Annotated in this window: 19 protein-coding genes and 1 riboswitch; of the genes, 5 read left to right on the top strand and 14 right to left on the bottom strand. The window is 70.3% G+C overall.

Features of this window, described 5'->3' with window-relative positions:
• Positions 1-167 precede the first annotated feature (167 nt).
• The 13 genes from J7520_RS04465 to J7520_RS04525 form a co-directional block, all read right to left on the bottom strand.
• Positions 168-1013, bottom strand: coding sequence for a hypothetical protein (locus J7520_RS04465; protein WP_291184565.1), 846 nt, complete (start codon positions 1011-1013; stop codon positions 168-170).
• Positions 1014-1116: 103 nt separating this feature from the next.
• Positions 1117-1233, bottom strand: a complete 117-nt coding sequence (cydX, locus tag J7520_RS04470; RefSeq protein ID WP_291184567.1) for a cytochrome bd-I oxidase subunit CydX — start codon at positions 1231-1233, stop codon at positions 1117-1119.
• A gap of 108 nt (positions 1234-1341) precedes the next feature.
• The gene (gene cydB / locus J7520_RS04475) at positions 1342-2472 is read right to left on the bottom strand and encodes a cytochrome d ubiquinol oxidase subunit II (RefSeq protein WP_291184570.1); all 1131 of its coding nucleotides are present in this window, start codon (positions 2470-2472) and stop codon (positions 1342-1344) included.
• A gap of 52 nt (positions 2473-2524) precedes the next feature.
• The gene (locus J7520_RS04480) at positions 2525-4108 is read right to left on the bottom strand and encodes a cytochrome ubiquinol oxidase subunit I (RefSeq protein WP_291184573.1); all 1584 of its coding nucleotides are present in this window, start codon (positions 4106-4108) and stop codon (positions 2525-2527) included.
• Positions 4098-4316, bottom strand: a complete 219-nt coding sequence (cydP, locus tag J7520_RS04485; protein WP_291184576.1) for a cytochrome oxidase putative small subunit CydP — start codon at positions 4314-4316, stop codon at positions 4098-4100. The genes J7520_RS04480 and cydP overlap by 11 nt, the downstream gene beginning before the upstream one ends.
• 159 nt (positions 4317-4475) lie before the next feature.
• Positions 4476-5996 carry a hypothetical protein gene (locus tag J7520_RS04490; RefSeq protein ID WP_291184579.1) on the bottom strand — a complete coding sequence of 507 codons (1521 nt, stop codon included), beginning with the start codon at positions 5994-5996 and terminating at the stop codon, positions 4476-4478.
• Positions 5993-6982, bottom strand: a complete 990-nt coding sequence (locus tag J7520_RS04495; protein ID WP_291184582.1) for a hypothetical protein — start codon at positions 6980-6982, stop codon at positions 5993-5995. Before J7520_RS04495 ends, J7520_RS04490 begins: the two co-directional genes overlap by 4 nt.
• Before the next feature lie 117 nt (positions 6983-7099).
• A complete protein-coding gene (locus J7520_RS04500) occupies positions 7100-9379 on the bottom strand; it encodes a transcriptional regulator (protein ID WP_291184585.1) in 2280 nt (759 codons plus the stop codon).
• Between the two features lie 50 nt (positions 9380-9429).
• Positions 9430-9993, bottom strand: coding sequence for an aspartyl/asparaginyl beta-hydroxylase domain-containing protein (locus J7520_RS04505; RefSeq protein ID WP_291184587.1), 564 nt, complete (start codon positions 9991-9993; stop codon positions 9430-9432).
• Positions 9941-10621 carry a sulfotransferase family 2 domain-containing protein gene (locus tag J7520_RS04510; protein ID WP_291184590.1) on the bottom strand — a complete coding sequence of 227 codons (681 nt, stop codon included), beginning with the start codon at positions 10619-10621 and terminating at the stop codon, positions 9941-9943. The genes J7520_RS04505 and J7520_RS04510 overlap by 53 nt, the downstream gene beginning before the upstream one ends.
• Positions 10618-11967 (bottom strand): Xaa-Pro dipeptidase, encoded by a 1350-nt coding sequence (pepQ, locus tag J7520_RS04515; RefSeq protein WP_291184593.1) that lies wholly within the window; start codon positions 11965-11967, stop codon positions 10618-10620. The genes J7520_RS04510 and pepQ overlap by 4 nt, the downstream gene beginning before the upstream one ends.
• Positions 11968-12181: 214 nt before the next feature.
• On the bottom strand, positions 12182-12724 hold the full coding sequence (locus tag J7520_RS04520; protein WP_291184596.1) for a DUF3016 domain-containing protein: 543 nt from the start codon (positions 12722-12724) through the stop codon (positions 12182-12184).
• A gap of 117 nt (positions 12725-12841) precedes the next feature.
• Positions 12842-14014 carry an NAD(P)/FAD-dependent oxidoreductase gene (locus J7520_RS04525; protein WP_291184599.1) on the bottom strand — a complete coding sequence of 391 codons (1173 nt, stop codon included), beginning with the start codon at positions 14012-14014 and terminating at the stop codon, positions 12842-12844.
• A gap of 105 nt (positions 14015-14119) precedes the next feature.
• Positions 14120-14213, top strand: a riboswitch (TPP riboswitch).
• A gap of 98 nt (positions 14214-14311) precedes the next feature.
• Between J7520_RS04525 and thiC the strand changes: the two genes are divergently transcribed.
• From thiC to J7520_RS04550, 5 genes are all read left to right on the top strand, one after another.
• Positions 14312-16189 (top strand): phosphomethylpyrimidine synthase ThiC, encoded by a 1878-nt coding sequence (thiC, locus tag J7520_RS04530; protein ID WP_291184602.1) that lies wholly within the window; start codon positions 14312-14314, stop codon positions 16187-16189.
• An 18-nt stretch (positions 16190-16207) separates the two neighbouring features.
• A complete protein-coding gene (locus J7520_RS04535; protein WP_291184605.1) occupies positions 16208-17206 on the top strand; it encodes an aspartyl/asparaginyl beta-hydroxylase domain-containing protein in 999 nt (332 codons plus the stop codon).
• A gap of 142 nt (positions 17207-17348) precedes the next feature.
• On the top strand, positions 17349-17948 hold the full coding sequence (locus tag J7520_RS04540) for a ferritin-like domain-containing protein (RefSeq protein WP_291184609.1): 600 nt from the start codon (positions 17349-17351) through the stop codon (positions 17946-17948).
• A 156-nt stretch (positions 17949-18104) separates the two neighbouring features.
• Entirely contained in the window at positions 18105-19094 is a 990-nt protein-coding gene (locus J7520_RS04545; RefSeq protein ID WP_291184900.1) for a DUF2333 family protein, read from the top strand.
• 85 nt (positions 19095-19179) lie between these two features.
• Entirely contained in the window at positions 19180-20850 is a 1671-nt protein-coding gene (locus tag J7520_RS04550) for a glycosyltransferase family 39 protein (protein ID WP_291184612.1), read from the top strand.
• A 219-nt stretch (positions 20851-21069) separates the two neighbouring features.
• Here the strand turns inward: J7520_RS04550 and ppa are convergent, their stop codons facing one another.
• Positions 21070-21603 carry an inorganic diphosphatase gene (ppa, locus tag J7520_RS04555; RefSeq protein ID WP_291184615.1) on the bottom strand — a complete coding sequence of 178 codons (534 nt, stop codon included), beginning with the start codon at positions 21601-21603 and terminating at the stop codon, positions 21070-21072.
• Between the last annotated feature and the right edge of the window lie 119 nt (positions 21604-21722).

The following is a 21722-nucleotide window of genomic DNA, read 5'->3' on the forward strand; positions in this document are numbered from 1 at the left end:
CCGTGCCCGCGCGAGGGAGGTTCGCGCGCAGCGCGCGGCGAACGCCGGCTCGATCGACGCGAGAGCGTGGCCGGCACGGCGCAGCTGCGCGTGTGCGCAGGCGCGGCGGCTGGCGGAAGCGTTCGCGCGCGCTCAGCGGCGCCGGCGAAGCGGCGAAGCGAGCGCGGTCACGGCCGCGTTCCGCCGGCGAGCACGTCCTCCAGGCTCTGCCGGTACTGCGGCATCCAGTTCTTCGGCACGCCGAAGCCGTGGCCGACCTTCGGCAGCATGACGGCAAGGGAGTCCTTCTGTCCGGCGGCGAACTCGGGCGCGAACTTCGGATCGCAGACCTGATCGCTTTCGCCCTGCAGGATGCGCCAGCGCGCGTGCACCGTCTCGCGCTTGTCGAACACCCAGGTCGGCGGCTGCTTCTGCCAGTGCGCCGTGAGGCCGCCGTCGCCGGGGCAGAACGGCTTGTGGATCAGGAGGTCGGGGCAGAAGCCGAGGCTGATGCCGCCATCGAGGCGCCGGCCGGCGTCGGCGGCGAGCGCCGCGTAGACCACCGTCGCGCCCGAGGAGTAGCCGATCAGCGCCGGCCGCGTTTCGCGCGGCAGGCCGACCTGACGTGCGAGGTCGCGGCCTAGCGCGGCGAGGCGGCCGTCGGCGTCGCTGCAGGCGGCGTCGGCCGCATCGAGTTCCTTCAGGAATCGCGGTGTGCTGAAGCCGGCGACCCAGTAGCCGAGCGCGACCGCCTCGTGCGCCATGTCGGTCACGCCGAGATTCCAGCCGCCGTCGCCGGAGGCGAACAGCACCAGGCCGCGCGGCTCGCCCTTGGGTTTGTAGAGCGCCACTTCGCCGAAGCCGGCGATCTCGAGCCAGCGGTCGACCTGCGCATCGCGCGGCGGCGGCGGTTTCGGCTTGGACTTGCGCGCGGCCGGCGGAGCCTTGCTGCCGGGTGACGCGGTGCAGACGATCGCGCTCGAACCGAGGCAGAACGCGAGGGCGAGGAGAAACACGCGAAGGGGACGGATCACGCGACCGTTCCAGCAAGGGCGGCCGCGCCACGCTAGCGCAGAACGCGGCGGGCGTCACCGGCGCGGGAGGCGAAATTTCGTGACGCGACGCGCGCGCCTCCGGTCAAGTCCGCTCGCGCCGGCGCGATTCGTCGTCGGCGTGCAGCTCGAACCACATCGCATTGAGGATCGCGAACGACAGCGCGAGCCCGAGTCCGAGAATCCAGCTGAAGTACCACATGGGCAAAACTCCGGTTTGGTGATTGGTGATTGGTGATTGGTGATTGGAGAAGAGCGTGTCGGCACCCGCGGAGAGGGCCTTGCTTCTACGAATCACCAATCCCCTCTCTCAATACAGACTGTGCGTCCGCCGCACGTGCTCCAGCGACACGCGGCCGCGCAGCACGTGGTACACCCATGCCGTGTAGGCCATCACCAGCGGCAGCAGGATCACGGTCGCGAGCAGCATCAGGCCGAGCGTCGTGCGGCTGCTGGAGGCATCCCAGACGGTCAGGCTGCTGCGCGGGTCGAGGCTCGACGGCAGCAGGAACGGAAACAAGGCCAGTCCGGCCGAGGCGATCGTGCCGGCGACCGCGATCGAGCTGGCGACGAAGGCCGGCAGATGCCGGCGCCGGCCGGTCAGGAATGCCGCCGTCAGCGCGGCGACGAGCGCGAGGATCGCGGCCAGCACGGCCCAGCCGCCGAGCGGCGAATCGACCAGCCAGTTGCCCTGCTGCACGACGGTCTTGGCCAGCGGGTTCGACGGCCCGTCGTACAGGTTGCCCTGCAAGGCGTAGCCGGTCACGCCGAAGTACAGCCACAGGCCAGCGGCGAGATAGAGCAGGACGAACGTCGGCGCGAGCACGCGCACGGCGCGCTCGGCGCGCGCGAGCACGACGTCGTCGCTCTTCAGCGCGACCCAGGCGGCGCCGTGCAGCAGGATCATCGCGACCGAGACCAGTCCGACCAGCAGCGGGAACGGGCGCAGCAGGTCGAAGAAGCCGCCGTCGTACGTCAGGCGCAGCGTCTGGTCGTAGCGCAGCGGCACGCCGAGGAACAGGTTGCCGAACGCGACGCCGAACACCAGCGCCGGCACGAACCCGTGCACGGTCAGCAGCCAGTCCCAGAAGCCGCGCCAGCGCGGGTCGGCGAACTTGTTGCGGAAGTTGAAACCGACCGGCCGCACGATCAACGCGAGCAAGGTCAGCAGCATGGCGAAGTAGAAGCCGGAGAACGCGGCGGCGTAGAGCAGCGGCCAGGCGGCGAAGATCGCGCCGGCGCCGAGGATCAGCCAGACCTGGTTGCCTTCCCACACCGACTCGACCGTCTCCAGCACGGCGCGGCGTTCGGCATCGTCGCGGCCGAGCACGCGCAGCAGCGCGGCGATGCCGAGGTCGAAGCCGTCGGTGACGGCGAAGCCGATCAGCAGCGCGCCGAGCAGCACCCACCAGATCACGCGCAAGGTTTCGTAGTCGAACATGGCGGTCTCCGTGCGTTCGCGTGTCAGTCCGCTGCGCGCGAGGTGTGGCGCTTCATCGCGCGCCCTCGATCACCGCGTGGTCGGGCACCGGCTCCGGCGCGGCCGGCGGCCACATGCCGAGGCCGTCCGGTCCCTTGCGCGCGTACTTCAGCATCAGCACCGCGTCGACCACGGCGAGCGCGGTGTAGAAGACGACGAAGCCGGTCAGGCTGATCGCGACCTGGCTGGCGGATACCGAGGACACACCGAGCGCGGTCGGCAGCACGCCCTCGATCGCCCATGGCTGGCGGCCGTACTCGGCGACGATCCAGCCCAGTTCGGCGGCGAGCCACGGCAGCGGCAGGCTCCACAGCGCGGCCTTGAGGTACCAGCGGTGGCGGTCGAGCTGGCGCCGCGAAGACAGCCAGAACGAATAGGCGAACAGCGCGATGAACCAGAAGCCGCAGGCGACCATGATGCGGAACGCCCAGAACAGCACCGGCACGTCCGGAATCGTGCTGGCCGCCGCCTTGGCGATCTGCGCCGGCGTGGCCGCGGCCGGATCCGCCGCCACGCGATGCAGCAGCAGCGCGTAGCCGAGATCCTTCTTGTACTGCTCGAATTCGGCGCGCGCCTCGGCGTCGTCGCGGTTCGCGCGCAGCCGCTGCAGCGCGGCGTAGGCCTTGGTGCCGTCGGCGATGCGCGTCTGCGCCTCGGCGACCAGCTCGCGGATGCCGGGCAGCACGCGGTCCAGCGAGCGCGTGCCGATGATGCCCATGACCCACGGGATGTGGATCGCGAAGTGCGTCTTGCGCTGCTCCACGTCGGGGAAGCCGAACGCGGTGAACGAGGCCGGCGCGGGTTCGGTCTCCCACATCGCCTCGATCGCGGCGAGCTTCATCTTCTGGTTTTCCGACACGGTGTAGCCGGACTCGTCGCCGAGCACGACCACACTGAGCGCGGCGGCGAGGCCGAAGCTCGCCGCCACCGTCATCGAGCGCTTGGCGAATTCGACGTTGCGGCCCTTGAGCAGGTACCAGGCGCTGATCGACAGCACGAACATCGCGCCGACGACGTAGCCGGCGCTGACCGTGTGCACGAACTTCGACTGCGCCACCGGATTGAAGAACACCTCGCTGAAGGAGGTGATCTCCATGCGCATCGTGTCGACGTTGAACTCGCTGCCGACCGGGTTCTGCATCCATGCGTTGGCAATCAGGATCCACAGCGCCGACAGGTTCGTGCCCAGCGCGAGCAGGAACGTCACGATCAGATGCTTGACGCGCGAGAGGCGATCCCAGCCGAAGAAGAACAGGCCGATGAAGGTCGCCTCGAGGAAGAACGCCATCAGGCCCTCGATCGCCAGCGGCGTGCCGAAGATGTCGCCGACGTAGTGCGAGTAGTAGGCCCAGTTGGTGCCGAACTGGAACTCCATCGTCACGCCGGTGGCGACGCCCATCGCGAAGTTGATGCCGAACAGGACGCCCCAGAACTGCGTCATGCGCTTCCAGATCTCGCGCCCGGTCATCACGTAGACCGCTTCCATGATCGCCAGCATCCACGCCAGGCCCATCGTCAGCGGCACGAACAGGAAGTGGTACAGGGCGGTCAGCGCGAACTGCAGGCGCGACAGCGCGACGACGGACTCATCGATCATGCGCGGTCTCCGAAGCGGGGGCGAGCAGGTGATTGCGCACCGCCGGCGGCGCGGTGTCCGCGCGCGGCAGCGGCCGGATGCAGAAGAACCAGAGCAGGATCAGCGCGAGCAGCTTGAGCAGCACGATCGCGGCGAATTCGCGGCCGAAGCGCCGGCCGCCGCGGCTGCGGAACCAGGAGTAGGCGGGCGGTGGAGGCTGGCTGTCCACGACGCGCCCAAGGCTACGCCGATGGGCGGGTTTTGTCGTGCGACCTGGTGTCGCAAAGGGAACAATGGGAAGAAATCGACGCGTGGCACGGCAGCGCCTCGTGGAGGCGATCGGCGCCGGGAGGAGGCGCCGATCGCGTCCGAAGCCGGCGTCGGGCGCTCAGCCTCCGTCGAAGCCGTCGGCGAAGATGCGATCGAGGATCGGATTGCCGAGCGTGCCGTCGCCGCGCAGGTTCTGCACGCGGATCGTCGTCGCGCCGTCGGCACCGTCCTGCCACGCATAGATGACGGCGTTTCCGGAAGCGCCCTTCACGGCCACCGTGCGGCCCGTGGGACGCGCGTTCTTGATCGCCACGTTCTGTGCGTCCCACACGTAGTTGCCGCTCTGGTCGAGGCGGGTGGCAGTGATCGGCTGGTCCGGAGCCGGAATCGCGCCGGTCGTCCAGCTGCCGATGAAGCCGCCGCGCGGGCCGCCGAGCAGCGACGGCGCCGACACCGCGGTCAGCTGCGAGATCGAGTGCGTGCCGTCGGTCGCGATGGCCATCGGCACCAGTTCCTTGCCGGTGTCGCCCCACTGGCGCTGGCCGCTGGCGTCGACGCGCTGGGCGTATACGCCGTCGTAGACCTGCATGTCGTCGCGCTGCACGGTGTCGATCCAAATCGCGTAGATGTCGCCGCTGGCGCGGTCGAACGCGGCCGCTGTGGCGACGTGGTCGTTGACGGTGTCGGTGGTGGTCAGCACGCCGTTCGGATCGAGCATCGGCGCGCCGTTCGCGTCGAGACGCTGCACGCGCGCGAAGAAGCGCACGCCGACGACGTCGTAGTCGTAGAACACCGCGCCGCCGTCGCCGGCGTCGATGAACTCGGGGAAATACCCCATCTGCAGTCCGCCCTGGCCGAACACGCGCACGCCGCCGGTGCCCCACAGCCCGGCGCCGTCGGCGGCGGCGAGCTTCTGCGCGCGCAGCGTGCGCGCGGGACCGGCCTGGTTCGACCACGACACGATCACGTTTCCGGCGTCCGACGGCTCGATGTCGGCCAGCAGCGCGAGGCCGTTCGGCGGGTTGACCGCCACGCCGCCCTGGGTCCACTGCGCGGCGCCGTCGACGTCGAGCTTCTGCACGCGGATGAAGTTCGGATCGACGCTCCAGGCGACCGCGACGAAGCCGTCGCTGGTCATCGCCAGATGCGCGGCGTACGGCCGTTCCGTCGAGGCAGGCGCCGACACCGTGATGCCGGCGGCGCCCCACTCCAGCGTGCCGTCGGGCGTGACCTTGCTGACGGCGATGTGCTCGTCGTCGGAGTTGTTCGCGCAGCAGTTGTATCCGAGGTAGGCGTTGCCGTCGGCGTCGATGGCGAGGCCGTAGTCGTAGGTGAAGCCGAGCTGGCGTTCGGCGACCAGGATGCCGTCGTGCTCCCACAGCTCGTTGCCCTGCGCATCGAGGCGCTGGAGATGGATGCCGAAGCCGTGCGCGATGTCGTCGAACCAGCTCACGTAGTAGCCGCCGTCCGGCGTGGCGACGATCTTCGGCTGGGTCTGGTCGGCGTATTCGTCGGCGACGATCAGATTGTCGCCAGGGTTGGCGGACCACTGGGCATGGCCGCACGCGGGGCCGAGCGCGGCGGCGGCGCCGAACACGGCGACGGCGAGCCCGGCGTGACGGAACGAGGACGATTTCATGGCGTGATCTCCTGGCTGGGGATGCTCTGATCGGTGGGTTTCCGGCGCTGCGATGCCGTCGGCGGGGTGGATGAATCGCAGAGGATCCGCACGCTCGCCGGCAACTCGGCGATGAACGAATCGAAACGATGCTGGCGCAGGCCGTAGCCGCCGATGCGGCGTGCATCGGCGTCGACGGCGGTTGCGGCGACCAGGGTCCAGTCGCGCGGCACCTCGACGCCGTGCGCGGCGAGGAAGACGTCGAGCCGCTGCGTGCCTTCCCGCGCGGTCCATACGACCGCGCGGCGCTGGCGGCTGCTGCCGGCGTGGCCGACGCGCAGGGCGCCGTCGCGGCTCGCGGCGACGAATTCGAGCGGCGCGGGAAGTTCGGCGGAGCCTTCGGCGACGCCGGGGCAGCGAGGAAGGGTCCGCACGTCCTCGTCGATGTCGGCCGCTCGAACGCGGGAATCCACGGTGTTTTCTTCGGCGGACGTCAGGGGCTCGGAAAGCGACGACGCCTGCGCCGCTTCGCCGGCAGGGGCGGAGGTCGGCGCGGACTCGTACGCCTGCAGGCCGCCGGCCGCCGTCCACGAGAACGCGATGCGCCGGTCGTCGCGATCGTGCGCGATGCCGCCGAGCTGGCCGGTGTCGTCGATGGTGCGGCCGATGCTGTGCGCGCCCGGCAGTCCGGCGATCCGGTGCGCGTCTGCGGCGGCATCCCACCAGGTCGCGACCTCGTCGGCGTTCTCGTCGAGCGAGGAGCCGGCGACGTAGCGGCCGGACGGCGAGATGCCGCGCACGGAAACCGCGTGCGGCAAGGTCTGCGCGCCGTGTCCCTGCCGCCAGCGGAAGCCGCCGCCGGCGCTGCCGGCGAGGCTGCCGGCGGCGCTGCGGCCGTCGTCGGCGAGCGCGGTCAGCTGGCTGCCGGGCAGATCGAGCGCGAGGAAACCTTCGGCCATCGCCGGCAGGGGCGACAGCAGCAGGGCGATGGCGAGGCGCAGCGACATGCCGCCGACTCTCCGCCGACGCCGCGTCGAACGCATGAGTCCGCCCTGGCGCGCCCTTGAAAGCGCGTTGAACGTTGCCTGACAGCGGGCTGAAAACGCGCCTTTTCAGCCACTTGGCTACAGCGGCAGGCGTGGATCGCGCTCGCCCGCCAGGCGCTTCGCGCGCGCCTCCGCGTCGCCCGCGAAGCCGCTGTTGCCGAGCGCGCGATACAGCGCGGCGACGGCGCGGGCGGCGCCGTAGTCGCGTTCGGCGTACGGCGCCAGGCGTCCGACCACGGTCGCCGCGAGTTCGGCCTGCCGGTGGCGGACCAGGTAGTCGGCATAGGCGATCGCCGCGGCGACGAAGGCCTCGGGTGCGCCGTGCCGGTCGGCCTCGGCGAACGCGTCGGCGTAGGCCTGGGCGGCGGCGGGATCGTCTTGCAGCGCGAGCTGCTGCGCGCGGCCGAGGCGGCGGGCGAGGTCGACGTCGACGCGCGGGTCGTTCGGCTCGTCCTGCCGCGCGCGTGCCAGCGCCTGGTCCAGCAGCGCCGGCGCGGCGCCGCGCCGTGTCGCGACGACGGCGAGCTGCACCACGTCGCCGGCGTTCAAGTCTTCCTGCCGCTCCGCCGCCCGCGTCAGCGCCGCGCCGGCGCGTTGTGTGGCACCGGCCACGTCGCCGCGCTCGAGCCGCAGGCGCGCGCGCAGGAGGTCGAATTCGGCGCCGTCCGCAGCGTCGCGCCCGCCTGCGTCGAGCTTGGCCTGCGCCGCGTCCAGCTCGCCGTTGGCGATCAGGGCGGCGCAGCGCGCGGCCGCGATGCGGCGCTTCAGCAGCGGGTTTTCCAGTTGCGCGGCGAGTTCCTCGGCGCGCGCGCTGGCGGCCAGCGCGCCGGCGCCGTCGAGCAGGGCCAGCTGCGCATTGGTCTTGCCGAGCAATGCGGCGGCGAGGTGGTCGCGCACGCCGAAGCGCGTGAACACCGCGATCGCACGGTCGAAGGCCTGCACCGCATCGGCGTAGTGGCCGCGATTGCCTTCGAGCAGGCCGAGATTGACGTCGACCGTGGCGGTGCCGGTGCGGTCGCCGGCGCGGTCGAGTTCGACCCGCGCGCGGCCGAAGTCGGCCAGCGCGGCGTCGAAGCGGTTGCGCGCCGCCTGCGCGGCGCCGCGGCCGCTGTAGGCGCTGCCGACCAGGTCCGGCGGCGCCTCGTTGGATTGCGCCAGCGCCGCGATCGCCGCCGAGTAGTGCCGCTCCGCGTCGTCGAAGTGCGCCTGGCGCACGGCGACCGCGCCGAGCCCCATCAAGGCCTGCGCGCGCACCGAGGCGGTCGTCGCCGCCGTCGCCAGCGGCGCGAACGCCTCGCCGGCGGCTTGCAGCTGGCCGGCGCGGAACGCGATCTGGCCGATCCGCACCGCCGTTTCCGGATCCCGGCGCGCGGCGGCGGGCAGCGCGTCGACCAGGCGGCGCGCGGCGTCGAGGTCGCCGGCCAGCATCGCCGCGTCGATGCGCTTGAGCGGTTCGCTCGCCATCGTGCCCGCGGCCGGTTCGCGCGTGCCGAGGCCGAGGTCGGCGACGAAGCGTTCCACCGCGATCGTCGCGGCTTCCAGCGGATTGGCGCCGCTCGCCTCGAAACTGCGCACGCCGCCGTCGTGGTAGGCGTCGAGCAGGAACTTCCACTCGCCGTGTTCGAACGTGGCGCTCGGCGCGAGCACGTAGCCGGCGCCGGTGGCCAGTTCCAGCCGGTGCAGCGCGCCGGCGTCGGTGGGGTCGGTGTCGTGGCCGATCAGCAGCAGGGTCTGCTCGCTCGGCAGCACTTGCAGGCGCGCGCGTTCGCGCAGCTGCGTGGCGATGTAGTCCATCGCGCCGAGGCGCAGCCATGCGCTTTCGTTGTCGCCGCCCTCGCGCTGCACCGGCAGCACCAGCACGCCGCCGGCGGCGGATTTCGGCGGCGGCGCGGCGTGTTCGCGCCATTGCCAGACGGCGAGCGCGGCGACGGCGAGAGCGAGCGGCAACAGCAGCGCGGACCAGCCGCGGCGCGCGCGCGCCGCCGCGGCGGCCGGCGTCGGTGGCGCGGCATCGGACGGGTGCGCCGGTGCCGGCCCGGCGATCTCCTCGAGCGGCAGGATCCAGCGATAGCCGAAGCGCGGCACGGTGCGGATCGCACGCTGCTCGTTGCCGGTGTCGCCGACCGCGCGGCGCGCGCGCAGCAGGGTCTGCGCGAGCAGGTCGTCGCTGACGTCGGTGCGTCCCCACACCGCGCTGATCAGCTCGTCGCGCCCGACCGCGCGTTCGCGATGCTCGATCAGATAGGCCAGGCAATCGAACGACTTCGGCGGCAGGGCGATCAGCTGCCCGCCCCGCCACAGTTCGCGCGCGCCGGGGGCGAGGCGGAACTCGCCGAATCGATGCTCGGGTGCGGTCATCCGTTCAGGGTAGCGCTGCGCCTGCGCGCTGGGTATCGCCGCGTGGCGTTCTAGGCCTGGTCGACGTCGTAGTACTCGAAGATCAGGTGGATGCGCGGCTCGCCGCCGCCGTTGTGCACCGCGTGGCGGCCGAGGTTGTTGACCTCGTAGGCCTGGCCGACTTCGAAGTGGTAGGTTTCCGGCTCGACATAGAACGCGACGCCCGGATTGGTCAGGATCGGGATGTGGATCTTGTGCGGCCAGCGCGCGGCCGGATTGGCGTCGACGTGCGGATGGATGATGCCGTTCGGCGGCATCTTGGCCAGCATGACGCGCGGGAACGCGCCGTTGGCGTAGCCGTACGGCCTGGTCGCCTGCGCGAGCAGCGGCTCGATGCGCGACTTCCAGTCGGACCACAGCGGCGTCTCGTAGGACTGGCGCCAGTCCTCGAAGCTGGAGACGAAGCGGAAGATGATGTGCTGCGTCTGGTCGAGCGCGCCGAACTTGTTCGGCTTGCTCGCGTTCTCGCGCGCCCAGATCTCTTCCGGGATCGCGAGGATCTCGTCGCGGACGCCGCCCAGGTCAACCGGACCCAGGAATCTGACGGCTTTGGTCTTGCGCGGGTTGGCGTGCATGCGGATCGAATCGGTAATTGAACAGGGCGAGGTCGTCGCGATAGAGCTGCCCGACCATCGCGATCAGCTCGTCGTCGTAGTAGGCCGCGTACGGTCGGTGCGAGGAGGCGTTGACGCGCTCCAGCGTCGAGCTCGCGACGCCCAGCTGCGTGCAGATCGCATCATACGACGCCTGCATCTCCTCGGTGCGCCCGACGTAGTCGGTCAGCAGCCGGCCGTCGGCGTCGACCAGGAATTCGCACTGCGGCCGGAACAGGATGTGGTCGAACGGACGCAGTTCGCGGATCACGTATTTCATGAAGGCCAGCGGCGCGCGCTCGAAGTCGCCGGTGTCGCGGCTGACGAAGGCGCAGTACGACACGAAGCGGTCGAACGGATTGCGCACGAAGGCGAACTTGAAATAGCTGGCGAAAGTTTCCTCGCCGAGCACCGGGCGGATCTGCGCGGCGCTGATGTGGCCGTGCGGGATGTTGGCCAGCTGCGGGAACGGGAAACGCTTGCGCACGAACAGGCCGACCTGCTCGAGATCCTCCGGGTCGAGGATCGCGCGCAACGCCTGGCGGACCGAATGCGTGCCGGTCTTCGGAATGGCGACGAAGACGAAGCGGTGCCGGTGGGAAATGATCAAGTCGCCGCCCCTTGCGACTGCGCCGCGAACGCGTCGCGGGTCAGGTTCTCCGGTTCGCCGTCGGTGCAGACCACGTCGTCCTCGATGCGGATGCCGCCGTACCGGCGGAACGCCTCGATCCTGGCCCAGTCGATCTCCTTCGCCAGCGGCTGGTCCTTGAGCTTGGCCAGCAGCATGTCGACGAAGTACAGGCCCGGCTCGATCGTGACGACCATGCCCGGTTCGAGCACGCGCGTCATGCGCAGATACGGATGGCCGGGCGGCCGCGTGAGGGTGCCGCCGCTGTCGCTGGCCTGGAAGCCGGCGACGTCGTGCACCTGCAGCCCGATCGGATGGCCGAGGCCGTGCGGGAAGAACGCCGAGGAGACGCCCGATTCGACCGCGCTCTCCGCGCTCATGCGCACGAAGCCGTGTTCCTTGAGGATGCCGGCGAGCACGTGGTGCGCGTGGATGTGCAGTTCCGGATAGCTCTGGCCCGCGCGCACCTTCGCGCACAGGCCCTGCTGCGCGGCGTCGACCGCGTCGATCAGCGCGCGGAACTCGTCGGCGCCGTCGGCCGCGTAGGTGCGCGTGATGTCGCTGGCGTAGCCGTGGAAGCTGGCGCCGGCGTCGATCAGGAACGAATGCGCGTGCGCCGGCGGCGCGTGGCCGAGTTCCATGTAGTGCAGCACGGCGGCGTGCTCGTTGAGCGCGATGATGTTGGAGTAGGGCAGTTCGTTGTCGCCCTGGCGCGCCGCGCCCATGTAGGCGACGTGGATGTCGAATTCCGAAACGCCGCTGCGGAACGCGCGTTCGGCAGCGCGGTGCGCGCGCGTGCCGATCTTGCTGGCGACGCGCATCATCGCCAGCTCGTACGGCGTCTTGTAGCTGCGCTGGTAGTGCAGGTAGTTCAGCACGTCGGGCGGATTGTTCGGCGCGAAGCCGTCCAGCGCGGCGTGCGCCTCGCCGATGACCGCGCAGCGCGCGGCGTCGTTCGGCAGCAGCGCGCGTGCCTCGTCCGCCTCGCGGATGATCGCGATGTCGAAGTGTTCGACCCAGTAGCCGGCCGGCGACTCCGGCACCACGTGCCAGTAGTCGTGCGGCTGCAGGTAGATCAGCTTCGGCTTGCGGCCCGGCGTGTAGACGATCCAGGAATCGGGCGCCTTGGTGACCGGCAGCCAGTGCTTGAAGTGCGGATTGACCGCGAACGGATACGGGCGGTCGTCGAGAAACTGCAGCGTGGGCCGGCCGGCGGCGATCACCAGGTGATCGAAGCCGCCGCGCAGCAGCGCCTTGTCGGCGCGCGCCTTCAGCGTGGCGAGGTGGTCGGCGAACAGCGGGTGGAGGTCGGGGTGCTGGGTGTCCATGAGCGATCCTGGCGACGAACGCGCATTGTGCCGCGCGTGCGCGCCAGCGGATAGCCGCGCTACGCCAGCGCAGCAGATCGCCCTGACGGTGCGCCGGTGCGGTTCGCGCCGCGTTCCTCGACCCGTCTCGATCCCGACGACGAGGCGATGTTCCGCGACGAGCGGCACGGCCGGCGAGCGGGGCTCCCCGGCGCCGGGCCGATCGCCCGGTCGATCAGCGCGCCGGCGCCGCGAACTCGCGCCGCAGCCAGTCGTCGAGCATGCGCTTCTCGTAGCGCAGCGGATCGTCGTTGTCGATCGTGCCGCGGGTGAGATAGCCCGGATCGGTCAGCTTGCGCTCGCCTTCGCCGAGCACCTTGCCGCTCGCGTCGGTCAGCGTGAAGCGCAGGTCGATGCGCGGCGGGTAGATGTCCTTGACCACGCGCACGTCGTTCCACTGCGGGCCGCGCCAGGGCTCGTAGGAACCGGCGCGCTTGATGTCGGTGAAGGTGACGGCGAGATGCTCGCCCGCCGGCAGCATCGAATCGGCGCGGCCGCGCAGGTATTTCGCCAGCGTCGGCAGCCATTCCTCGGGCTTCTGGCGACCGACGCCGGGCCCCGGATTTTCGCGCACGTCGGCGAAGGCCTCCGGGCTGGTCCAGTCGACATTGACGCGTGCGGCGGCGTTCGGATCCGCCGGCGCCGTGGCGCAGCCGGCGAGCAGCGCCGCGGCGAGCAGCGCGAAAAGGATAATCGGGCGGCGGATCGGACGTTTCATGGGACACCTCGCTGGCATGGGAATTCACGGTAGGCGCCGCAGCGCGTTCGTTTCAATGGACGCTGCGGCGGGCGCGATCGTCGCCGTCCGTGCCGGAACACGGCCGCGTTCCGGCGCTCACCACCAGCGGCGCTTGTCGCCGGCGAGAATGCGCAGCATGTGCCGTTTGGCCAGCGGCAGGCGACCGAGCGGGCCGAAGCAGGCGTCGCGCAGCGGCGCGAGCAGGGCCGCGTCGGACTGGAACAGCGGCGTCAGCCAGCGACTGAGGAATTGGTAGATCGCGACGTGGCGCGCCCGCCGTCGCGCGTAGTCGTCGAGCGCCGCGGCGAGGTCGCCGCGCGCGGCGAGCGCGGCGGCCAGCGCCTGCGCGTCGAGCAGCGCCATGTTGACGCCCTGGCCGAGCTGCGGGCTCATGCCGTGCGCGGCGTCGCCGACGTAGACGACGCGTTCGCGCCACGGCCGGCGCAGCACGACGTCGCGATAGCGCGCGCGATTGAGCAGGCCCGGATCGTCCAGCGCGTTGGTGCGTTCGGCCAGCTCCGGCCAGAGCGCGGCGACCTCGCCCTGCATGCGCGCCAGCGCGGCGCGATCGAAGCCCTCGACAGCGGCGCCGGGCAGGCTGTAGTAGAAGGTCAGCCAGCGGCGTCCGTCCGCGTCGCCGGGGCGGCTGCCGACCGGCAGCACGCCGAGCATCGTGCGCGTGCCGTCGTAGCGCTGGCGCAGTTCCGACGGATGCGCCCAGTCGTCCGCCGGCAGCAGGCACCACATTGCGCCCCACGGATACAGGCGTTCGCGCACGAGCAGGCCGCTCGACGTGCGCAGCGCGGAATGGCTGCCGTCGGCGACCACGATCAGGTCGTAGGGGCCGTGGGCGACGTCGTTCCCGTCGACGAGGTGGCGTCCGTCCGCGGCGATCGAAGCGATGCGCGCGCCGGTGCGGATCGCCGCGACCTGGCGGCAGCGTTCGTGCAGCAGCGCGAACAGAGCGCCGCGCGTCATGCCGAGGCCGCTGGCGTCGGCGGCGAACTCGGCATAGCGCATGTCCATCACCGCGCGCCCGGCCGCGTTCGCGCCGTGCAGGCGTTCGATGCGCGCCCCGCATGCGCGGACGTCCGCGCCGAGGCCGAGCGCGTCGAGCACGCCGAGGCCGGTCGGCTGCAGCAGGAAACCGGCGCCGACCGGGCGCAGTTCGGAGCTGCGTTCGAAGATCTCGATCGCGTGCCCCTCGCGGGCGAGAAACAGCGCCGCCGCCTGTCCGGCGCTGCCGTAGCCGACGATGCCTATCTTCATCCGTGCCCCTTCGTCCGTTCTCCTTCGACCATGCGACTGTAGTCGGCCGGCGCCGCGGCGCGAAACGCCGCGGGTGGTCGCGCTTGGGCGAACGTGCTTCAATGCGCCTCGAAGCGGGGGTGCCGGCGCGGCCGGCTGAGAGAGTCCCTTCGAACCTGATCCGGTTGGTACCGGCGTAGGGAGCTTCGCGGACGGAGGCCATGGGCCGACGTCGCGTCTCCGCTTCGGCAGGCGAGTTTCTCGCCACGACCCGCACGTCTCGTGCGGATTCCTTCACCGAAGCCGAGATCCCAGCCGATGAACGCCGTGCCCGCCGAGCTGCTGCGCGCCACCGCCGAACTTTCCGAAACCGTCACGCGGCCGATCCCGGGTTCGCGCAAGATCCACGTCGAGGGCTCGCGGGCGGACCTGCGCGTGCCGATGCGCGAAATCGCGCTGTCCGACACGCCGTCGCTGTTCGGCGCCGAGAAGAACGCGCCGTTCGCGGTCTACGACACCTCCGGGCCGTACACCGATCCGGATTACCGCGTCGATCTCGCCGCCGGACTGCCGGCGTTGCGTGCGGCCTGGATCGCCGAACGCGGCGACACCGAGCGGCTCGCCGATTTCAGCTCGCCGTTCACGCGCCGGCACGCCAGCGCGCCTTCGCTCGCCGACGTGCGCTTCCCGAACATCCCCAAGCCGCGCGTGGCGAAGTCCGGCGCGAACGTGTCGCAGATGCACTACGCGCGCCGCGGCATCGTCACGCCGGAGATGGAATACATCGCGATCCGCGAGAACCAGCGCATCGAGGCGATCCGCGAGGCGCATCTGCTCAGGCAGCATCCCGGCCAGTCGTTCGGCGCGGCGATCCAGAAGCGCATCACGCCGGAATTCGTGCGCGAGGAGGTCGCGCGCGGCCGCGCGATCATCCCCAACAACATCAACCATCCGGAAAGCGAGCCGATGATCATCGGCCGCAACTTCCTGGTGAAGATCAACGCGAACATCGGAAATTCCGCGGTGACCAGCTCGATCGCCGAGGAAGTGGAGAAGATGGTGTGGGCGATCCGTTGGGGCGCCGACACGGTGATGGACCTGTCCACCGGCAAGCACATCCACGAGACGCGCGAATGGATCCTGCGCAACTCGCCCGTCCCCATCGGCACCGTGCCGATCTACCAGGCGCTGGAGAAGGTTGGCGGCGTCGCCGAGGATCTGACCTGGGAGCTGTTTCGCGACACGCTGATCGAGCAGGCCGAGCAGGGCGTGGACTACTTCACCATCCACGCCGGCGTGCGCCTGCCGTTCGTGCCGCTGACCGCGCGCCGCGTCACCGGCATCGTCAGCCGCGGCGGCTCGATCATGGCGAAGTGGTGCCTGGCGCACCACCGCGAATCGTTCCTGTACGAGCGCTTCGAGGAAATCTGCGAAATCATGAAGGCCTACGACGTGGCCTTCTCGCTCGGCGACGGGCTGCGTCCGGGCTCGATCGCCGACGCCAACGACGCCGCGCAGTTCGCCGAACTCGACACGCTCGGCGAGCTGACGAACGTGGCCTGGAAGCACGACGTGCAGACGATGATCGAAGGGCCCGGCCACGTGCCGATGCACCTGGTCAAGGAGAACATGGAGCGCCAGCTGGAGAAGTGCGGCGAGGCGCCGTTCTACACGCTGGGGCCGCTGACCACCGACATCGCGCCCGGCTACGACCACATCACCTCGGCGATCGGCGCGGCGATGATCGGCTGGTACGGCACTGCAATGCTCTGCTACGTGACGCCGAAGGAGCACCTCGGCCTGCCCGACAAGCAGGACGTGCGCGACGGCATCATCACCTACAAGATCGCCGCGCACGCGGCCGACCTCGCCAAGGGCCACCCCGCCGCGCAGGCGCGCGACAACGCGCTGTCGAAGGCGCGCTTCGAGTTCCGCTGGGACGACCAGTTCAACCTCGGCCTGGATCCGGAGAAAGCGAAGGAATTCCACGACGAGACGCTGCCGAAGGACGCGCACAAGAGCGCGCACTTCTGCTCGATGTGCGGTCCGAAGTTCTGCTCGATGAAGATCACCCAGGACGTGCGCGACTACGCCAGGGAGCACGGCGTCGGCGACGCGGACGCGCTGGCCGACGGCATGGCGGAAAAGGCCGCCGAGTTCCGCGAGCAGGGCGCTGAGGTCTATCGGCGCGCGTGAAGCGGCTATGATCCGCGCATGAAACTTCCGGTTCCCTTCATCCAGCTGCCGCTGTCGTTCGACGCGTCCGCATTGGCGGCCGAGATCGCCGCGTTCGACGAGAGCCTGTGGCGGCCGCACCCGAGCGGCATGCCCGGCAACTCGGCGCTGCCGCTCGCGGCCGTCGGCGGCGATCCGGCGCGCGGCGACGCGCTCGAGGGGCCGATGCGGCCAACGCCGGCGCTCGAACGCAGTCCGTACCTGCGCCAGGTGCTCGGCAACCTCGGCGCGGTGCTCGGGCGCATCCGCCTGATGCGCCTCTCCGGCCGCGCGGAGGTCGAGGAACACGTCGACCTCGACTACTACTGGAACGAGCGCGTGCGCGTGCACGTGCCGATCGTGACGCAGCCGACCGTGCGCTTCTCCTGCGGCGATGCGCAGATCAACATGGCCGAGGGCGAGTGCTGGATCTTCGACACCTGGCGCATGCATCACGTGCTCAACGACGCCGACCGCGCGCGCGTGCATCTGGTCGTCGACACGGTCGGCGGTCCGCTGTTCTGGGACCTGGTCAACGCCGGCCGGCCGCACACGGCGCCTGCGCAGGGCTGGTCGCCGCGTTTCGTCGCGCCGCAGCCGCAGGCCGCTGCGCCGGCGCTCGCGTTCGAGACGGTCAACAGCCAGTCGCCGATGAGCTACTGGGAACTGCGCGGCCATATCACCTTCCTGCTCGGCGAGGCCGAGCCGCATCCGCGGCTGCAGGAAGTCGCGCATCTGGCCGGACTGTTCGTGCGCCACTGGCAGGGCCTGTGGTTCCGCCACGGCACCGACGAGGCGGGGCTGCAGGAATACCGCGATCTGCTCGCGGGCTTCTTCGCCCGCATCGGCCCGGTGGCGGGCGAAATCCGGCTGCGCAACGGCGTCGACCTCGGCGCCGCCGTGCGCGGACTGCTCGGCCGTGCCGTGCGCCGGTCCGACGCGACAGCGGCCACCGAGGAGACCTCGCGCAGCGCACCGAGAGCGGCGGCGCGCGCCTGATCGGCCGCTTCGGGCGGCGGTTTCGATCGATGCGGGCGGGCGCAACCGCGTCAGTCAGCGCAAGGACATGCAGCCGGCGTACGATGCCGGAACCAGAGCGTGCGTACGCACGGATCCGGCATCCCACCCTCAGGAGGCAGGCATGGCCGCGAAACTCGGCAACGACAAGCCCTTTCTTTCCGACATCCAGACGATCCGCCGGCGCGCCCGCGCACACATGGAGCGCGGCGCCGTCACCGACAGCTACTCGCTCGACCGCGAGACGGTGCTCAAGCTCCTCAACGAAGCGCTCGCCACCGAGATCGTCTGCGTGCTGCGCTACAAGGCGCACTACTACCTCGCTTCCGGCATCAACGCCAAGAGCGTGGCGGCGGAGTTCCTCGAGCACGCCGGCGAGGAGCAGGAGCATGCCGACCGCATCGCCGAGCGCATCACCCAGCTCGACGGCACGCCGAACTTCGAGCCGGACGGCCTGTCCGGGCGCAGCCATTCCGAGTTCGTCGTGCCCGACGACCTCGCCGCGATGATCGAGGAGAACCTCGTCGCCGAGCGCATCGCGATCGACAGCTATCGCGAGATCATCAACTACGTCGGCGATCGCGACACCACCACCAAGCGCATGCTCGAGGAAATCCTCGCGGTCGAGGAGGAGCACGCCGAGGACATGAAGACGCTGATGGAGAACTTCGGCGACAAGGGCGAGCCGGCCAAGCCGCGCGACAACGGCAAGAAGAAGAAATAGCCCGGGGCCGGCTCCCGGAGCGCGGCGCGACCTCCGGGAGCCGCCGTCCTCGCCAAGTCCGCGGCACGCCTTAGAATGGGCGGCATCGCCCGGCGGCGGTGAGCCGGCGTGGCAAGTCGATCGAGGGCAGTCGTGGACGGAAGCGGGGTGAACAGCATGCGTCACTGGATGTTCCGCGGCCTCGGCGTGGCGCTGGCCGCCTACGTCGTCGTCGTTCTGGCGCTGATGTGGTGGTGGGACTACGAACCGCCGCATTTCGACGTCGCCAAGGAAGCGCAGACGCGCGCCGCGGCGAAGCAGCAGTCGGTGGTGACCGGCTCGGTGACGACGGCGACGCTGATCACGATCGCGCAGACGCTGCTCGACAAGCGCGGCGGCTATCTCAGCAACGACAAGTTCCCGCCCGGCGTGCTGATGGACAACGTGCCGAACTGGGAATTCGGCGTGCTGACCGCCACGCGCGACCTCGCGCGCACGCTGCGCAACGATTGGAGCCGCTCGCAGACGCAGTCGGTCGAGGACAAGGACCTGCAGGAGGCCGAGCCGCTGTTCAGTTCGCCGAACGACCGCTGGCTGCTGCCGAGTTCGGAAAGCCAGTACCGCAAGGCGATCGCGCACGTCGACGGCTATCTGACGCGGCTGGCCGACCACGACGCCAGCAACGCGCAGTTCTACGCGCGCGCCGACAATCTGGCCGACTATCTGCAGACCGTGTCGGCGCGACTCGGCTCGCTGTCGCAGCGGCTGTCCGCCGCGGCCGGGCAGGTGCGCATCGACACCGACCTGGCCGGCGACCGCAACGCGCAGCAGTCCAAGCCGGCGCCGAGCCCGCGTCTGGTGCAGACGCCGTGGACGAAGATCGACGACAACTTCTACGAGGCGCGCGGCTACACCTGGGCGCTGCGCGAGCAGCTCGAGGCGGCGCGCATCGACTTCGCGCCGGTGCTGCACGACAAGAACGCGCTGATCAGCCTCGACCAGGTCATCCGCGAACTGGAAGAATCGCAGAAGCCGCTCGGCAGTCCGGTCGTGCTGAACGGCCGTCCGTTCGGCTTCTTCGCCAACCATTCGCTGGTGATGGCGAACTACGTCTCGCGCGCGAACGCCGCCGTGCTCGAACTGCGCGAACTGCTCAAGCGCGGTTGAGGTCCCGGGCGCGCCGGTTCGCACCTGCGCGCCGTTCACGCTTCGTGTACTGTCGCGCCTCCCCGCGCAACCGGCAGCGACATCCGTGAGTTCAACGCCGCAGCTTTCCAGTCCGGACATTTCGCCGCAGGGGCCCTGGCACAGGCTGCTCGAGCAGCCGTTGTTCCTCGGCATCCTGCTGCTGCTGCCGATCGTCTGGCTGCTGGTGCCGGTGCCGATCGACGAGACGCGCTATCTCGCGGTGGCCTGGGAAATGCGCCAGACCGGCGAGTTCCTGGTGCCGCATCTGAACGGCGAGACTTACGCGCACAAGCCGCCGCTGCTGTTCTGGCTGATCAACGCCGGGTGGCTGGTCACCGGCGTTCACGCCTGGACCGCGCGCGCGATGACCTTGCTGTGCTCGATCGCGAGCCTGCTGCTGGTGCAGCGCCTGACCTTGCGCATGGGCGGCTCGGAGGCCGCCGCGCGCAACGCGATGTGGTTCCTGCTCGGCGCGATCTACTTCGCCGCGTTCGCCAACGCGATCATGTTCGACGTGCCGCTGACCACCTGCGTGCTGCTCGCCGTGCATGGGCTGGTGGATCTCGCCGAAGGGCGCACGCGCCGCGGCATCGCGCTGACCGGCGTCGCCATCGGGCTCGGCATCCTGGTCAAGGGGCCGGTGATGCTGCTGTTCGTCGCCATCGTCGCGCTCGGCGCGCCGTGGTGGAGCGATCGCCTGGACGGACGCCGCGCGCGCTATTTCGGCGCGTTCGCGCTGGCCTTCCTGCTCGGTGCCGCACTCGCGCTGGCGTGGGCGATTCCGGCCGCGCTGCACGGCGGGCCCGACTACGCGCGCGCGATCTTCCTGAACCAGACCTTCGATCGCATCGAGGGCGTGGTCGGCGCCAGCACGCACAGTCGTCCGTGGTGGTGGTACTTCGTGATCTTTCCGCTGATGCTGCTGCCGTGGCCGCTGGTGATCCGCGGCAGCTGGAGTGCGCTGCGCGCGCTCGCGCGCGCGCCGGCGCTGCGCCTGGCGCTGGTGTGGGTCGTGCCGACCTTCGTCGCGTTCTCCTGCATCGGCGGCAAGCAGCCGCACTACCTGCTGCCGGCGGTGCCGGGCGTCGCGCTCGGTCTCGCCTTCGCGCTGGACCGCGGCGCGCTGCGCGTGCGCAGCGGCCTGTTCGCGTGGTTCCTGGTCGCGCTCGGCCTGGTGCTGGCGGCGGCGCCGTATTTCGCCGCGTCGCGCCAGCGGCTCGGCTACATTGAGGACGCTACACCGGGCTGGGGTATCGCGCTGGCCGTGCTCGGCGTGCTGCTGCTGGTGTTCGTGCGTCGCGCGCGCACGCCGATGCTGCCGGCGCTGGCGATGTTGTCGGTCGCGCTGCTGGTCAAGTTCGCGGTGATCGAGGGGCCGGGCCAGCGCTACGACCTCGAGGCGATCGGCGCCAGGCTTGCCCAGGCGCAGCAGCGCGGCCAGGCGATCGTGCACCTGGGCTGGCATCACGGCGTGTACGAGTTCGCCGGCCGGCTGAAGCAGCCGATCCCGGCGATCGAGGATCCCAAGCTGCTCGAGGCCTGGGCGCAGCAGCACCCGGACGGCCTGGTGATGACCTTCTACCGGCGCTTCCGCTTCCGCGCCACGCCGGTGTTCACGCAGCCGTTCCGCGGCGGCGAGGTGTCGATCTGGAACGTGCGCGAGGCGCTCGCCTCCGGCATCGACCCGGCGGTCGCGCATACGCGCGACGCGGCCGAGGACTTCTCCGACGACTGAGTTCTTCGGCGCCGGGAGCGGGTGAGGAATTCCCCTCTCCTGCAGCGGTCGGCGCGATCCCCGCGAACGCGGGGATCCACGGGGCCTTTCCCGCTCGCTTCATGGACGATCAGCCTTGGGCTGTCGCGCCTCCTGCTTTCGCGGGAATGACCTTGGTCGAGGCTTCGAGCTAGCTGCGAGCGAGCAGAGGGAGCTACGCGCGCTCTGGAAAACCGGACCTCAGTTCGCCTTCGTGTAGCGGTCGACGCCGGCGCGAATCTCGCGCTTGGCTTCCTCGGCGCCGACCCAGCCCTCGATCTTCACCCACTTGCCCTTCTCCAGATCCTTGTAGTGCTCGAAGAAGTGGCCGATACGATCGAGCCAATGGGCGGAGACTTGCTGGATGTCGGTGATGTGCGCGTAGCCGGCGAACACCTTCGATACCGGCACCACCACCAGCTTCTCGTCGCCGCCGGCCTCGTCGGTCATCTTCAGCATGCCGACCGGCACGCAGCGGATCACCGAACCGGGCACCAGCGGCAGCGGCAGGATCACCAGCGCGTCGAGCGGATCGCCGTCGCCGCCGAGGGTCTGCGGCACGTAGCCGTAGTTGCACGGATAACGCATCGGCGTGGACAGCACGCGGTCGACGAAGATCGCGCCGCTGGCCTTGTCGACTTCGTACTTGACCGGCTCGGCGTCCTTCGGGATTTCGATGATGACGTTGATCTCGTTCGGCACGTCGGCGCCGGCGGAAACGCGTTCCAAGGCCACAGCTTGCTCCTGATTGCGGGGGTTCCGGACGAAGCCCGGAAGGGGCGCGAAGGATAATGCAGGCTGCTGCGGCGCAGCAATTCAGTGACGAGACGGCGGCAGCGTCCCCCGGCAGGGGC

It is taken from the genome of Dokdonella sp., from assembly GCF_017744955.1.
Lineage (GTDB): Bacteria > Pseudomonadota > Gammaproteobacteria > Xanthomonadales > Rhodanobacteraceae > Dokdonella_A.

Excerpts from the sequence above, each read along its gene's own strand:
- cydX (WP_291184567.1), bottom strand. The coding sequence starts at position 1,233 with ATGTGGTACTTCAGCTGGATTCTCGGACTCGGGCTCGCGCTGTCGTTC.
- cydB (WP_291184570.1), bottom strand. The coding sequence starts at position 2,472 with ATGTTCGACTACGAAACCTTGCGCGTGATCTGGTGGGTGCTGCTCGGC.
- J7520_RS04480 (WP_291184573.1), bottom strand. The coding sequence starts at position 4,108 with ATGATCGATGAGTCCGTCGTCGCGCTGTCGCGCCTGCAGTTCGCGCTG.
- J7520_RS04490 (WP_291184579.1), bottom strand. The coding sequence starts at position 5,996 with ATGAAATCGTCCTCGTTCCGTCACGCCGGGCTCGCCGTCGCCGTGTTC.
- J7520_RS04495 (WP_291184582.1), bottom strand. The coding sequence starts at position 6,982 with ATGTCGCTGCGCCTCGCCATCGCCCTGCTGCTGTCGCCCCTGCCGGCG.
- J7520_RS04500 (WP_291184585.1), bottom strand. The coding sequence starts at position 9,379 with ATGACCGCACCCGAGCATCGATTCGGCGAGTTCCGCCTCGCCCCCGGC.
- J7520_RS04505 (WP_291184587.1), bottom strand. The coding sequence starts at position 9,993 with ATGCACGCCAACCCGCGCAAGACCAAAGCCGTCAGATTCCTGGGTCCG.
- pepQ (WP_291184593.1), bottom strand. The coding sequence starts at position 11,967 with ATGGACACCCAGCACCCCGACCTCCACCCGCTGTTCGCCGACCACCTC.
- J7520_RS04520 (WP_291184596.1), bottom strand. The coding sequence starts at position 12,724 with ATGAAACGTCCGATCCGCCGCCCGATTATCCTTTTCGCGCTGCTCGCC.
- J7520_RS04525 (WP_291184599.1), bottom strand. The coding sequence starts at position 14,014 with ATGAAGATAGGCATCGTCGGCTACGGCAGCGCCGGACAGGCGGCGGCG.
- thiC (WP_291184602.1), top strand. The coding sequence starts at position 14,312 with ATGAACGCCGTGCCCGCCGAGCTGCTGCGCGCCACCGCCGAACTTTCC.
- J7520_RS04535 (WP_291184605.1), top strand. The coding sequence starts at position 16,208 with ATGAAACTTCCGGTTCCCTTCATCCAGCTGCCGCTGTCGTTCGACGCG.
- J7520_RS04540 (WP_291184609.1), top strand. The coding sequence starts at position 17,349 with ATGGCCGCGAAACTCGGCAACGACAAGCCCTTTCTTTCCGACATCCAG.
- J7520_RS04545 (WP_291184900.1), top strand. The coding sequence starts at position 18,105 with ATGCGTCACTGGATGTTCCGCGGCCTCGGCGTGGCGCTGGCCGCCTAC.